13 protein-coding genes are annotated in these 14357 nt (G+C 64.2%); 2 read left to right on the top strand and 11 right to left on the bottom strand.

What is annotated here, in order from left to right; all coding sequences use genetic code 11:
* The first annotated feature begins 21 nt into the window (after positions 1-21).
* A complete protein-coding gene (locus tag GPJ75_RS06040; protein ID WP_163266149.1) occupies positions 22-1602 on the top strand; it encodes a M81 family metallopeptidase in 1581 nt (526 codons plus the stop codon).
* A 186-nt stretch (positions 1603-1788) separates the two neighbouring features.
* Positions 1789-2439 (top strand): hypothetical protein, encoded by a 651-nt coding sequence (locus tag GPJ75_RS06035; protein ID WP_163266147.1) that lies wholly within the window; start codon positions 1789-1791, stop codon positions 2437-2439.
* Positions 2440-2465: 26 nt separating this feature from the next.
* Here the strand turns inward: GPJ75_RS06035 and iolB are convergent, their stop codons facing one another.
* The 11 genes from iolB to GPJ75_RS05980 all read right to left on the bottom strand — a co-directional run bounded on the left by iolB (position 2466) and on the right by GPJ75_RS05980 (position 14202).
* The gene (gene iolB, locus GPJ75_RS06030; RefSeq protein ID WP_163266145.1) at positions 2466-3281 is read right to left on the bottom strand and encodes a 5-deoxy-glucuronate isomerase; all 816 of its coding nucleotides are present in this window, start codon (positions 3279-3281) and stop codon (positions 2466-2468) included.
* Positions 3282-3291: 10 nt separating this feature from the next.
* On the bottom strand, positions 3292-3504 hold the full coding sequence (locus GPJ75_RS06025) for a DUF3329 domain-containing protein (protein WP_163266143.1): 213 nt from the start codon (positions 3502-3504) through the stop codon (positions 3292-3294).
* A gap of 59 nt (positions 3505-3563) precedes the next feature.
* Positions 3564-4463: a myo-inosose-2 dehydratase gene (gene iolE, locus GPJ75_RS06020; RefSeq protein ID WP_163266141.1), complete on the bottom strand. Its 900-nt coding sequence runs from the start codon at positions 4461-4463 to the stop codon at positions 3564-3566.
* On the bottom strand, positions 4464-6287 hold the full coding sequence (gene iolD, locus GPJ75_RS06015; protein WP_163266139.1) for a 3D-(3,5/4)-trihydroxycyclohexane-1,2-dione acylhydrolase (decyclizing): 1824 nt from the start codon (positions 6285-6287) through the stop codon (positions 4464-4466).
* Positions 6284-8200, bottom strand: coding sequence for a bifunctional 5-dehydro-2-deoxygluconokinase/5-dehydro-2-deoxyphosphogluconate aldolase (locus GPJ75_RS06010; RefSeq protein WP_163266137.1), 1917 nt, complete (start codon positions 8198-8200; stop codon positions 6284-6286). Before GPJ75_RS06010 ends, iolD begins: the two co-directional genes overlap by 4 nt.
* Before the next feature lie 216 nt (positions 8201-8416).
* On the bottom strand, positions 8417-9250 hold the full coding sequence (locus GPJ75_RS06005; protein WP_163266135.1) for a MurR/RpiR family transcriptional regulator: 834 nt from the start codon (positions 9248-9250) through the stop codon (positions 8417-8419).
* A gap of 70 nt (positions 9251-9320) precedes the next feature.
* The gene (gene iolG, locus GPJ75_RS06000; protein ID WP_163266133.1) at positions 9321-10325 is read right to left on the bottom strand and encodes an inositol 2-dehydrogenase; all 1005 of its coding nucleotides are present in this window, start codon (positions 10323-10325) and stop codon (positions 9321-9323) included.
* Between the two features lie 52 nt (positions 10326-10377).
* On the bottom strand, positions 10378-11157 hold the full coding sequence (locus tag GPJ75_RS05995; RefSeq protein ID WP_163266131.1) for an SDR family oxidoreductase: 780 nt from the start codon (positions 11155-11157) through the stop codon (positions 10378-10380).
* 64 nt (positions 11158-11221) lie between these two features.
* Positions 11222-12001: an ATP-binding cassette domain-containing protein gene (locus tag GPJ75_RS05990; protein ID WP_163266129.1), complete on the bottom strand. Its 780-nt coding sequence runs from the start codon at positions 11999-12001 to the stop codon at positions 11222-11224.
* Positions 12002-12113: 112 nt separating this feature from the next.
* On the bottom strand, positions 12114-13157 hold the full coding sequence (locus tag GPJ75_RS05985; protein ID WP_163266127.1) for an ABC transporter permease: 1044 nt from the start codon (positions 13155-13157) through the stop codon (positions 12114-12116).
* A gap of 100 nt (positions 13158-13257) precedes the next feature.
* Complete coding sequence (locus tag GPJ75_RS05980; protein ID WP_159588062.1) at positions 13258-14202, bottom strand: sugar ABC transporter substrate-binding protein; 945 nt, start codon at positions 14200-14202, stop codon at positions 13258-13260.
* Positions 14203-14357: the final 155 nt, after the last annotated feature.

The following is a 14357-nucleotide window of genomic DNA, read 5'->3' as shown; positions in this document are numbered from 1 at the left end:
ATAGAGTGATTGGAGGTTCGCATGAATATGGGTATGTCACGGGAGGCAGGATTGGTCCGACCCACGGCTCTCCCGAGAACGCGAAGAATTCTTGTCGGTTGCGTATTCCACGAATCGCACGGGTTCAGTCCCCATGTGACCGGAGCCGATCAATTTGAGGTCCATAGGGGCATGGCGTTGCTTGAGCTGGCACGCCGCTCCCAGACCACCCTAGGCGGCATCGTGCGCAAGACGGAAGCGCTGGGTCATGAGGTCGTTCCATCGATCTGTGTCAGCGCCCCACCCAGCGGACGCGTCGACCATGTGTTCTATACCAAGACACGCGATGAGTTCGTCACCTTGGCACGGCGCGAGAAATGTGACGCTGTCGCGCTCGAGCTGCATGGCGCTATGGGCACGACCGAGCTTGCGGATGCAGAGGGCGCTCTGCTCACAGACCTGCGTGAGGCCTTGGGATCGGGCATTCCAATCGGCGTCGGCCTCGACCTGCATGCTCATGTGACGCCCGCTATGCTCGATGCAGCCGACATCTGCATCGCCTGCAAAGAAAACCCACATTCGGATGTCGTTGCATGCGGAGAGCGGGTCATAGAAGGTCTTCTGGCCATGCTTGACGGCACGCTCAATCCCGTCATCACGATAGCGAAGGCGCCGATGATCTTGCCCGGAGCCGCCGAAACCGCTGAAGGTCCGCTTGCGGAAGTGCATGCAAGGGCTCGCTCCATGCAGGCGGTGTGTCCCGAAATCTGGGACATCTCTCTTTATAACGTCTTTCGCTATCTCGACGACGAGGATATTGGCCAAGCAGCCGTCGTGATCTCCAACGGGACGAGTAAGTGCGCCACCGGCGTGGCCGAGGAACTGGCTGGCCTATTCTGGGAATGGCGTGAACGCTTCCGTGACGATCTTATGACAATCGACCAAGCTCTGGATGTCGTGGTCAAGGACAAGGGTGGCCGCCCCTACGTGCTGGCGGACATGGGGGATCGGGTCTTGGCAGGCGCGCCAGGCGACAGCACCGCGATTCTTATGCGCGCCCTATCTCGCGCTGACGGGCTGCGCGGAGCCATCCCGGTGACCGATCCAGACAGCGTAGAGGCCGCCACTGCGGCCGGGGTAGGCGCCCGCATCACAATGGAGGTGGGCGGACGGTTAACGCCCGGCTTCAGGCCCTTAAGGATCACCGGCAAGGTCGTGGCAACCGGCGATGGCCGCTTCGTCATGACAGGGCCATTCCGGGGCGGTGAAGAGACGAACCTCGGCCGCGCCGCCGTCCTCCTCGTGGAGGATCGGCTTAGCGTTCTTCTAACGAGCAAACCCGGCTTCACGCATGATCCCGCTGCCTTTACGAGCCAAGGGATCGAGCTTGCGGCGCAGGACTTCGTGGTCGTGAAATCCGGGTATCACTTCAAGCTCAACTTCGGCGAAATCGCGACGCCGCTCAACGTGGCCTCTCCCGGAATTGGATACTATATGCGCGGGCAACTTAGCTGGAAAAGAGCGTGTTTCTGGCCAGAGCACGAAATTTCCAAGCCGCGGATCGAAGCGTCGATCCACGAGGCAAGATATCGCAAAACGACAAGGCTGAATTGCCGTAGCTGAAACCATCCAGCGGCCATCCGCATAACTATCGCTTACCGCTTTGTATCCCTCGCACGGCGGGAATATCGTGGATGACAGTACGAAAGCACCGTGACGATATGGGGCTGAGCGGAGCGGAAGACCTTTGGACAGTCGCTGCTATCGGCTCTAGGATAAGCGCCGGCGTCGTGATTCGGGGGGAGTTCCATGAGCGGAATCAGGCCCTTTCTCGCTGCGGTTTTGCTGGCGGTATCGGTTGGTGTTGGCCATGCGGCTGACGGTGAGCCGTTTTTGTATTTCGCAACCGAAGACCCCTTTATCAGCCCCGAAACGCCGACCGCGAAGAACGATATCCACGTGTTCGGCGGTATCTTTGCCGAAAAGTCGCTCGGCGGCGTCATCCGGTTCTGGGATGCCGACTATACCGACAACTATATGATCGGCGGGGCCTACGGCCGCGATTTTCGTGAGCTCGGGGCGGGTTTCGTTCTTGGCGGGGTGGCGGGCGCAGCGCTCCGCTTCGGCGAGGACGACGATACCAGCGGCGAGATTTGGGCGGGACTAAGGATCCGCCACCACGGTCTGGTCATTGGCAATCTGGCGATCGCGCCGGGGCTGACACTGGGCTTCAGCGCGGTCACCGCCGCGACGGAGATCGAACGGAGACGCGAGATCGCGCATGGCGGCGACGCTACGTTGCTGGGCTATGTCGGGCCGGAGATTGCGTTCCGGTTGCGGCAGGCTCCGAATGTCGAACTCGTCTATCAGCTTCACCACAGGTCCGGCGCCAACGGGATATTCGGCGATCTCGGCGAGGGGTCCAACGCCAACACCATCGGCCTTCGCTATCGTTTTTAGTGGGTCCCGGTTTTCCTGGAGTTGCTTTAGCCGCTTGCGCTGTCCCGCTGGAAGATCCAGTCGTGGTCGGGGTGGTTCTTGAAGCGCCAGGCGCGGCGGGGGCCGGCCATGACGTTAAGATAGTACATCTCGTAGCCATAAGGCGCGCCGCAGGGGTGGTGGCCACGCGGGACGAGGACGACGTCGTGATTTTCGACGGCGATCGCCTCGTCGAGTTCGCCGTTCTCGGTGAAGACGCGCTGAAAGCCGAATCCTTTAGCGGGGTTCAGGCGGTGGTAGTAGGTCTCCTCCAGATAGGTCATCTCGGGCCAGTTGTCCTCGTCGTGCCGGTGTGGCGGGTACGACGACCAGTTGCCCTGGGGTGTGTAGACCTCTGTCACCAGCAGGCTGTCGGCGACGTCGCGCTCTTCCATGGCGATGGCGTGGATGTAGCGGGTGTTGGCACCCTTGCCGCGCTCGGCGAGGGAGATTCCGGCCGGGCCGATCACCTGGGCCTCGTGGCCACCCTTGCCTGGCGCCGTGCAGACGGCGAGCGTGCAATCGGTCGTGGCTTTCGCCATCCAGTGCGAAGCATTGGGCACATAGGCGGCATGGGGCGGCAGGCGCTCGAAGACGTCCATGCGCTCGCCCAGTTCGCCGAAATCCTTTCCGGCGGCCGAAATCTCGGCTTTGCCCTCGACCAGCACAAGGATGACCTCGGTGTCTCCGGTCTCCTCCTGGGCGGTCTCGCCCGCCTTCAGGCGATAGAGGCCGAAACCGACATAGCTCCAGCCGGCCGAGCGCGGCGTGATGTCATGCACCTTGCCGGCGGTGCCACTGGGCCTGACCAGGAGTTTCGACATCTATCTCTCCCTATTCCGTCTTGTTGTCGGTCTCGGTGCGGGGCTCGTAGTCATATAGGAACACCCAGGCGCAATAGATGCCGAGACCCACGAAGAGCATGCCCCAGAAGGGCGCGCCCATGATGAACTCGAAGATGCCCCAGCCGAGGCAGACCACGATGATAGCCACCCGCCGCCAGAGCGGGGCGAAGAATGGATGATGAAGGTCGAGGAGCTTGTGCATCGGGGGACTATAGATGGTCTATGGGGCAAGATGAATGAGGGGATCGATCCACGTCGTCCTCAGGTTCGGTCCAACCCGGCGGCCCTGGCCGCCTCCTTGAGCGCCTTCAGCCCCATCGACTGGTACTTGACCGGGTCGGCCTTCAGTGGATCCTGCTCGGCCTCGATGACGAGCCAGCCGTCATAGCCGTGCTCGGCGGCGACCTTCAGTACCGGTTCGAAGTCGAGCGCGCCTTCCGGGTCGCCGGGCACGGTGAAGACGCCGCGGCGTACGCCTTCGAGGAAGGAAAGCCCCTCCTCCTCCACCTGCTTCTTGATCGCGGGGCGGACGTTCTTGGCGTGGAAGTGACGTACCCGGTCCATATAGGCGCGAGCGAGCTCGACGGGGTCCGAGCCGCCGAACCAGGCGTGGCCGACGTCTAGGAGGAGCTTCGTTGCCGGCCCCGTACCGGCCATCAGGCGGCCGATCTCCTGGCGGGTCTCAACGATCGTCCCTATGTGATGATGGTAGACGAGGTCGATCCCCTGGCTCAGGCAATATTCGGCGACGGCCTCGACACCGGCGCAGAATTCCGGCCAATCCTCCTCGGCCAGCACCGGCTTGTCCTTGAGAGCGACCGTATCATTGCCATGGATGGCGTTGGAGGTCTCGCAGACGATGCAGACTTGGCAAGCGTTCGCCTTCAGCATGTCGAGATGCGGCTGGATCGCGCGCTTTTCCGTCTCCACGTCGTTGACAAGCAGGTTCAGCGAGTGCCAGCCGGAGATGAAGACGAGGCCGTGGGCGGCCAGCACTTGTCTCAGCGCCTCGCCGTCGGAGGGCATCTTGTGGCCTTTCTCGATGCCGGAAAAGCCGATCGCGGCGGCCTCGCGAAGGCACTGCTCCAGCGGGATGTGGGCGCCTATTTGCTGGTCGTCGTCGTTGGACCAGGCGATGGGATTGGTGCCGTAGCGGATCATTCAGAGCCTCTCCTTGAGCGCGGCTTCGTAGCCGGCGCGGGCTTTTTTCACCTCGTCGCGTTCCGATACCTCGGGCACGGCCACATCCCACCAGTGGCCGCCGGCCTCGGTGGAGGGATAGGGGTCGGTGTCGATGACGACGACGAAGGGACCATCGGCCGCCCGCGCGCGCGCCAGCGCGTCCTCCAGCTCCGCAATCGAGCCTGCCTTCTCCGCATGGGCGCCCATGGAGGCGGCGTGGGCGACGAAGTCGATCTCAGAAGGGTTCACGTGCTGCGCGTGGTCCAAGAGGTTGTTGAACTCGGCGCCGCCGGTCGCCATCTGCAGCCGGTTGATGCAGCCGTAGCCGCGGTTGTCGGTGATGACGACGGTGATCTTGACGCCCATCATCGCCGCCGTCGCCAGCTCCGAGTTCATCATCATATAAGAGCCGTCACCCACCATGACGACCACGTCGAGGTCGGGTTCGGCCATCTTGATGCCCATACCGCCGGCGATCTCATAGCCCATGCAGGAATAGCCGTATTCCATGTGGTAGGAGCCGGGGCGGCCTGCCTTCCACAGCTTGTGAAGCTCGCCCGGCATGGTGCCGGCGGCGCACATGACCACCGTGTTCTCGGTCGCCGCGCGCTGCACGGCGCCGATCACCTGCATGTCGGTGGGCAGCGCGTTGGTGTCCTCGGGCGCCGCGGTCACGGCGTCGGCGGCGGCGAACCAGTCCGCCTTCAGCTTCGGGTCCGGCGGATCGAACCGCATGTCGCCCAGGGCACGCGAAAGGGCTTCGAGCCCCACGCGGGCATCCGCACAAAGGGGCGTGGCGCCATGCTTGACCGCGTCATAGGCGTTGACGTTCAGGCTGATGAGCTTGCGCCCAGGCCTTGAGAAGAGCGACCACGAACCGGTGGTGAAATCCTGGAACCGGGTGCCGACGCCGATGACCACGTCGGCCTCGGCGCAGCGCTGATTGGCGCTGGACGAGCCGGTCACGCCGACCGGGCCAAGGTTATACGGGTGGTCCCAGGGCAGCACCGATTTGCCGGCCTGGGTCTCCACCACCGGGATCCGATGGGCCTCGACGAAGAATTTGAACGCATCGTGGGCGTGGGAATAATGGACGCCGCCGCCGGCGACGATGACGGGCGCCTTGGCGGCGGCAATGAGCTTTGCCGCTTCCTCGACCTCGACCGGGTCGGGCTGGATGCGGCGCTGCCGCCAGACTTGTCGCGCGAAGAAATTCTCCGGCCAGTCGTAGGCCTCGGCCTGCACATCTTGGCAGAAGGCGAGCGTGACGGGGCCGCAGTCGGCCGGGTCCGTCATGGTGCGGAAGGCCCGCGGCAGGGCCGTCAGAAGCTGCTCCGGCCGCGTAATGCGGTCGAAATAGCGCGAGACGGGGCGGAAACAGTCGTTGACGCTGACGGTGCCGTCGGAAAAGTCCTCCACCTGCTGCAAGACCGGGTCCGGACCGCGGTTTGCGAAGACATCGCCGGGCATGAAGAGCACCGGCAGGCGGTTGACGTGGGCAAGGGCGGCGGCCGTCACCATGTTGGTGGCGCCGGGGCCGATGGAGGAGGTGACGGCCATGGCGCGCCGGCGGCGAAGCTGCTTGGCATAGGCGATGGCCGCGTGCGCCATCGACTGCTCGTTGTGGCCGCGATAGGTGGGCAACGTCTCGCGCACGGCATAAAGCGCCTCGCCGAGGGCTGCGACATTGCCGTGGCCGAAGATCGCCCACACGCCGGCGATGAAGGGTTCGCCGTCCTCGTTCATCTGTGCCGCCAGATAGCGTGTCGCGGCCTGGGCGGCGGTCAGTCTAACCGTCTTCATGCGGCCCTCCCTTGTCTGGCCCGTGCGCGGTCCCAGACCTCGCATAGGGCCCGATATTTCTCTGTCATCGTGGCGACGGCCTCCCGGTCGCTGATCTCGCCGGCGAGCCACTGGCGCGCGGCGTCGGCGAAGATGGTGCGGCCGACGGCGAAGCCTTTCACAAGATCGAAGCCGGCCGCAACCGCAAAACTCTCCTCAAGCTCGGCGGCCGGCGCGTCGAGCCCCAGGACGACGATGCCGCGCGTATAGGGGTCGTTGCGGTTGATGGCGCCGCAGGCGTTTTCCCACGCCTTCCCGGAAATCATCGGCTCCAGCTTCCACCAGTCGGGATAAACGCCGATCTCGTAGAAGCGATCGATGACGGCGGCGGCGGTCTTATCGTCGACGGGGCGTACCTTGGAGGGGATGACCTCCAGAAGCATCTCCAACCTGCTGCGGCGGCTGGCGGCAAAGAGCCTCTTGACCACGTCCTCCTGGCGCGCCTTCATCTCGGCGTCGTCGTCGGGATGGTAGAAACACAGGACCTTGACCACGTGCTCCAGCGGCCATTCAACGACGCCGCCGAAATCCGGCCCGATCTCCGGCTCCAGCCTGAGCGGCCGGGAGCCCGGCCATTCGACTGGCCGGCCGATCCACAGGCCGCTGCCGGCCGCCCGGTAGAGCGCCTCTCGGCCGTGCCGGCCATCGCAGAGGATGCCGTAGCCGTGCTTGCCGCCGGATACCTGTCGCGCGGCCTCCAGGCATAGCACCTTGAACGCTCCGATACGCTCATGTGGTGCGCCGGCGCTGTCGGCCATTTCCTCGAGCTGCATGCGGTGGTCGAAGGCGAAGACGCGCATGTCCTGCCAGTTGCCCTTGCGGTTGGTCGACCAGTGGACCTGCTCCAAGGCCGCATCCTTGCGCAGGGCGCGGTCCTTTATGCCGGTGCGGAAGAAATATTGCAGCTCCTCCCAGGAGGGGTAGGCCGGCGTGCAGCCGTGGCGCGAAACGGCGAAGGCGCCGCAGGCGTTGGCTATCTTCAGCGTCGTCGGCCAATCCTCGCCGGTGAGCCAGCCCTTCAAGAGCCCGGCCATGAAGCCGTCGCCGGCGCCCAGAACGTTGAAGACCTCGATGGGGAAGCCCTCGCCCGCCTCGCCCTCGTCGAGCATGTCGGGAATGTCGCCAGCGAAGGCGGAAGCGCCCATCGGCCCGCGCTTGCACACCAGCACGGCATCGGTGAGGCGGCGCACGGCGCGCAGGGCTTCGATGGTGCCGGTGGAGCCGCCGGCGATGTGGAACTCTTCCTCCGTGCCGACGATCAGGTCGAAGAGCGGGAGCGTCTTCTGGAGCTTGGCGGTCACCCGCTCGGATTCGATGAAGCGGCTTTCGCCCGCGCCATGGCCGGCGAGGCCCCAGAGATTGGGGCGGTAATCGATGTCGAGCGCCGTTCTGGCGCCACTCTCCCGCGCCAGCTTCAATGCCTTCAGGACCGCGGCCTCCGTGCGCGGGTGCGACAGGTGTGTGCCGGTAGCGCACACGCAGCCCGCCTCGGCGATGAAGGCGGCGTCGATGTCGTCCTCGTCGAGCGCCATGTCGGCGCAGTTCTCGCGGTAGAAGATGAGCGGGAACTGCTCCTGGTCACGGATTCCCAAGAGCACCAGCGCGGTCAGCCGCTCGGGATCGGTCTTCACGCCGCGCACGTCGACGCCCTCGCGCTCCAGCTCCTCGCGGATAAAGCGGCCCATGTGCTCGTCGCCGACGCGCGTGATCAGCGCCGACTTCAGCCCCAGGCGCGCCGCGCCCGCGGCGATGTTGGTGGGCGAGCCGCCGATATATTTGTTGAAGGAGGCCATGTCCTCCAGCCGCCCGCCGACCTGCGCGCCGTAGAGATCGACCGACGAACGGCCAATGGTGATGACGTCGAGGGGCTTCATCAAATCACTCCTCCCTGATCGATGCGCGTTCCAGCGGATTTCCGGGCGCCGCAACATACCCGCTGTCATCCCGGAAAGCTTGAGCGAAGCGAAGGCTTGTCCGGGATCTATTCCGTGTCGTTCACGCTCCGGAACGGGTCCCGGACAGCCTTCGGCTTTCGGGATGACGCCCTATCCGAATATAGAAGATATGTTCCATTTTGCACGCAAGATCAATCATGAAATTCCATTTTTCCGGGCACGATTGGCCGTGCCCACGGCGACGACCAGCGCCACGGCGAGCGAAAGTGTTGCCGAAAGCGAGCGGAAATCGCCGAAATCGGCTTCAGAGACGGTAAGCAGGAGCGGCGTGACCGGCCGCAAGGGGCTTGCCAGCGCGTCGGTGATGGCCACCACCCTGGCGCCGGCGCGCGCGCCGGCCTCCGCCAGCGCCACCGTCTCGGGCGAATAGGGGGCGAAAGTGATGGCGATCACGGCATCGCCGGCGCGGATGGCATGGCGGCTGTCGAGCTTGCCGACGCTGTCATGCAGCATGGTCGGCACGTTCATCTTCTCGAAGGCGTAGGCGAGGTAGGAGGCGACGGAGAATGCGCGGCGCATGCCGACAATGTGCACCATGTTCGCTTCCGACAGTGCCTTGATGGCCGCGTCGAGCGTGCGCGGGTCGAGCGTCTTGGCGAGATTTTCGAGCGACAACCGCCCCGCCTCGACGAACTCGGCGAGAAGCGCAGAGGGACTGCCGGCCCCGCTCTCGCGCAGCTTCTCCAGGCGGGTCGCATAGTCCGGCCAGTTCTGCGCATAGGAGTCGCGGAACAGGCGCTGCATCTGCGAGAAGCCGGAGAAGCCCAAAACCTGGCAGAAACGCATGAAGGCGGATGGCTGCACGCCGGCCGCCTCGGACATCTCGGCCACGGTCGAGACGGCGACGCGGTCGGGATTGGCCGCCACGTAGTCGGCGCACTGTTTGAGCCGCTTCGGCAAGCCGTCAGAGACCTCGAGGATGCGGTCGAGCAACTCCTCTATACTTGCCGGTGCCGAACGTGCATCCATGTCTTTCCGCCCTAGAGACTATTCTCCCAACGCTATCGCGCTTGGAATAAAAATTCCACTCTTGGCAACGCTACCCCAGAACCTCCGAAACCTTCACGCTCCGTCCCTCCTTCAGCGAGCGGTAGGCCGCGTCGGCCAGCGCCAGCGCCTTCAACCCGTCTTCGCCCGAGGGAGATGCCGCCCGACCGCCCCCTATCGCATCGATGAACGCCGCCATCTCGGCCGCATAGGCCTCGGTATAGCGGGTCATGAAGAAGTCGTGCAGCGGCGGCCTCGTGAAGCCTTCGCCCGTGGCGATCTCTATCGACACCGGTCGTTGGTTCTCCGCCGAGACCGCGCCTTTTTCACCCAGCACCTCGATGCGCTGGTCGTAGCCGTAGGTTGCACGGCGCGAGTTGGAGATGGAGCATTGCCGGCCCGACGCCGTGGTGAGCACCACCGACACGCTGTCATGGTCGCCCAGTTCACCGATCTCCGGGTCGACCAGAACGGAGCCGACGGCGAAGACCGTCTCCGGCTCCTCGCCCAGGAGGAACCGCGCCATGTCGAAATCGTGGATCGTCATGTCGCGCAGGATGCCGCCCGAGGAACGGATATATGTGGCCGGCGGCGGGCCGGGGTCGCGCGATGTGATCTGCACCATCTCGACCTTGCCGATCCTGCCCTCGTCGATCGCCGCGCGCACGGCTGAAAAATGCGGGTCGAAGCGGCGGTTAAAGCCGACCATGAGGGTGGTGCCGGTCTCCTCCACCACTTTCAGGCAGGCCTTCACGCGGCCAAGATCGAGGTCGATGGGCTTTTCGCAAAAGACCGCCTTGCCGGCGCGCGCGAAGCGCTCGATCAGGTCGGCGTGGGTGTCGGTGGGCGTGCAGATCACCACCGCGTCGACATCGGAAGCCGCCTCGACCTCCTCCACCGTGCGCACCGCGCAGCCATAGGCGCCGGCTACGGCGTTGGCCGCCTCGGCAAAGGCGTCGGCCACCGCCACAAGTTGTGCATCCGCATTGCCGGAGATGGCGCGGGCGTGGACCTTGCCGATGCGCCCGGCGCCGAGAAGACCGAATTTCACTGTCATTTCCGTTGTCTTTCGCTGTTTGGAAGGTTGCTGTTTTCGGTTCCGCAACGGGCTACTCGGGATAGGCCCCGGCCACGTTCTGGTCGCAGTCGATGATGGCCCCCGTCATGACACCCGACCGCGGCGACAGAAGATAGCTCGCAAGCGGCGCGACCTCGGCCGGCTTGACGAGCTGGCCGAAGGGCTGTTTGGCCTCGGCCTCGGTCAGCCAGTCGTCCGAGGCTCCGTGAAACCGTTTCTGGGTGGCGTCCTCGCCGGGCGTGTCCATCCAGCCGCAGGCGATCGCGTTGCAGCGGATGCGGTCGCGGCGGTGTGCCTGGGCGGTGTTCCTGGTGATGTTGGCGAGCGCCGCCTTGGAGGCGGAATAGGGCGCCAGATAGGACTGCCCACAATGGATGACCATAGACACAATATTGACGATGGAGGCCGGCAGACGATGCTCTAACGCCTGCCTGACGAAAGCCTGCATGGTGAAGAAGGGACCCCGCGCGTTGACGTCCATGAGTTTTGTCCAGACCTCGGGCGTGGTGTCGAGCAGCGAGCCCCGGTCGCAACTGGCGGCGGCGTTCACAAGGGCATTAGGCGGCCCGATCAGCCGGCCTGCCTCGGCGATTACCGCGTGGCAATCCTCGATATTGCCAAGGTCGGCGGCCACGAAATGCGCCTCACAGCCAAGGGCTGCAAGCTCCGCCGCCGCGGCCCGGCCCTTTTCGCGATCGCGCCCGGACAGAACGAGCCGCTGGCATCCCTCTTCCAGAAGTTGCCGGGCAATGGCGAAGCCGAGCCCTTGTGTGCCACCGACGATGACGGCGCGTGTATCTTTGTTCTGCATGGCCGGTCCGGAACGATTGCGCTTGCCCCTGCCCGCCGGCCTGCGCCGACGGGGGGAGCGAAAGTCAGATATAGCTGGCGTTCTCGTGCACGCCGGTCTTCACGCCGGTGATCAGCGAGACGACCTCGTTGCCGTCGGTCTTGTCGGCCTCCAGCATGCCGGCGATCTTGCCGCGGCGGAAGACCCAGATCTTGTCGACCAGGTTGAAGACCTGACGCAGATTGTGGCTGACGAGGATCAACGGGATGCCCTGTTTCTTCAGGCCGCGGATGATGTTCTCTACCTGTGTCGTCTCCTGCACGCCGAGTGCGGCCGTCGGCTCGTCCATGATGATGAGCTTGGAGGCGAAGCTGGCGGCGCGCGAGATGGCAACGCACTGGCGCTGGCCACCCGACATGTTGGCGATGTTGTTGCGCAGGTTGGGGATCTTCACGCCCGTCCGCTCCAGCGCCTCCATCGATCTTTTGTACATCTTCTTTTCGTTCAGGAAGCTGAAGGGCCCGAGGTTGAAATAGGTCTCCTCGCGGCCAAGGAAGATGTTGGACGGCACGTCGAGATCATCTGCGAGCGCCAGGTTCTGGAACACCGCCTCGATGCCGACGTCGCGGGCGTCGATGGGGCTGCCGAAGGTCACCTCCTTGCCGTCGAAGAAGATCTTGCCCGCCGTCGGCTGCTCGACGCCGGTGATCTGGCGCACGAAGGTGGACTTGCCGGCGCCATTGTCGCCGACGATGGCCACGTGCTCGCCCTCCTGGAGGGTGAAGTCGGCATCCTCGAGCGCGTGCACGCCGCCGTAATATTTGGTCAGACCTTCGGTCTTCAGGACAATGCCGTCACTCGCCATTTTATCCTCCTGCCTAGATCCGGTGCCTTTCGTTGAATCGGCATCATGATCTATCTCTTTGTTTGAGCATGATCTTTTCCGAAAACCGGCATCCACTTTTCGGGATCATGCCCTAGCGCGCACTGGTGCGGTATCTCTGGCGGTACACGTCGGCCACCACGGCGGCGACGATGATCGCGCCCATGATCATCTCCTGGTAGTAGGCGCTCAGCCTCAGGAAGGTGAAGCCGGAGATGATGACGCCGAAGATTGCCGCGCCGATGACCGTGCCGACGATCGAACCGCGGCCGCCCGAGAGCGAGACGCCACCGATGACGGCCATGGCAATCGCCTGCAATTCGTACATGACGCCCATGCCGGCCTGTGCCGTGAGGCCGCGGGAAGCGATCACGATGCCGGCGAGCGCGGCCAGAACGCCCGCGATGGAATAGACCAGGATCAGGTGCCGCTCCACGCTGATGCCGGAAACCCTTGCCGCGCTCTCGTTGGAGCCGATGGCATAGGTATGCTTGCCGTAGACGGTGTATTTCAGCGCCACGTGGAAGAGCGCGGCAATCGCCAGGAAAATGATGACCGGCGTCATACCCTGGCCGATGGCGGCGAAGCTGTCGGTGGGGAAGGAGACCGGCTGGCCCCGCGTGTACCACTTGGCGGCGCCGCGCGCGGTGACCATCATGCCGAGTGTGGCGATGAAGGGCGGGATCCGCGTATAGGCGATCAACGCGCCGTTGATGAACCCCGCCGCTAGCCCGACACTTAAGCCGATAAGCACGGGAATGACGACCGGCAGGTCCGTCAGGTTGGGATAGACGGCGCGCGGATAGGTGCCGACCTGGGCAAAACTCATGGCGACCATGGCCGTCAGGCCGACGATGGAGCCCGATGAAAGGTCGATGCCGCCGGTTATGATCACCTGCGTCACCCCGATGGCGATAATGCCCACCACCGCGACCTGGAGAATGATGATGCTGAGACGCTGGGTGTTGAACAGGAAGCTCTGCCCCTGGAAGATCCAGCCGAGAATCTCGAAGATGAGCGCGATGCCGACAAGCCCGATGAGCGCATTCAGCTCATGAGAGCGCTGCCGCTTTCCGCCTTCGACGGTCGCCACCGCGGCAACCGGTTCCGCCTGATTTGTCACCGTTCTTTCCGCCATGACGGCCATACCTCCCTTGGCGGGCGTACCGGCCTTATGCCGGCCGCCGTCTGGTCGTCGGGCGGGGTCAGGCCCGCCCGACGGCTCAAGCCCATGTGTGTCAGTTCATGCTCGTGAACTTTTCCATGTTCTCGGGCGTGACGAGCTGGAAGGGAATATACACCTTCTGGTCGACCTCTTCACCGCGCACAAGCTTCAGCGCCGTGTCGACCGCGCCCTTGCCCTGGCCCGCCGCGTCCTGGAACACGGTCACATCGAGATCGCCGGCGGCCATGGCGGCCAGCGCGTCCTGGGTGGCATCGACGCCGCCGACCAGCATCTCGTCCATGGAAATGCCGGCCGTCTTCATGGCCTGGATGGCGCCGATGGCCATCTCGTCATTGTTGGAGACGAGGGCGTCGAACTCGAGCCCGGCCGACAGCCAGTTGGTCATAAGGTCGGCAGCTTCCGTGCGCTGCCAATTGGCCGTCTGCTCCTCGACGATCTCCATGAAGGAACACTCCTCCGTGGCGATGACATCGTGGACGTCCTGGGTGCGCTGGCGGGCGGCCTGATTGGACAATTCGCCCATCATGACGACGATCTTGGCGCCGTCGCCCTTGCCCTGCTCCTTAAGGAGGCGGCAGATCTCCTGCGTCTCCAGGGTGCCGGACTCGCGCTCGTCGGAGGCCACGAAGGCCTGGTTCTCTGGCAGATCGTCGACATTCACCGGCTCGCGGTTGACGTAGACCAGCACCACGCCGGCATCGGCCGCCGCCTTGGTCATGGCGACCGTGGCGTCGGTGTCGACCGGGTTGACGATCACCGCGTCGACGCCGGAGGCGATGAAGTTCTGGATCTGGTTGAGCTGCTTGCCCACGTCGTTCTGCGCGTCCTCGACCTGCAATTCCACATCACCGAGCTCGTCGGCGTAGTCCTGCATGCCGTTGCGCAGCACGGTGAGGAAGTTGTCGTCGAACAGCGCCATGGTGACACCGATCGTTTCGGCAAAGGCCGACGTCGTCATCAGCGCTGAAACGGCAACGCCCAGCAAAAGCTTTTTCATCAGATTGCTCCTCCACACGATGGGTGTCCGGTAGCACCCCTTTTTGGCCGGAAATCCCCTTAGCGGGAATCCTTGCGATCATTTCCGGTGGCTTCAACCGGGAACGCGGGGCATTCCGCGCCTCCTCCCTCCCGGAAAAAATGGAACATCGCCAC

This window comes from Chelativorans alearensis (genome assembly GCF_010993735.1).
GTDB classification, from domain to species: Bacteria; Pseudomonadota; Alphaproteobacteria; order Rhizobiales; family Rhizobiaceae; genus Chelativorans; species Chelativorans alearense.
Note: the sequence above shows the minus strand (reverse complement) of the source record. Positions and strands in the feature narration are given on the sequence as shown.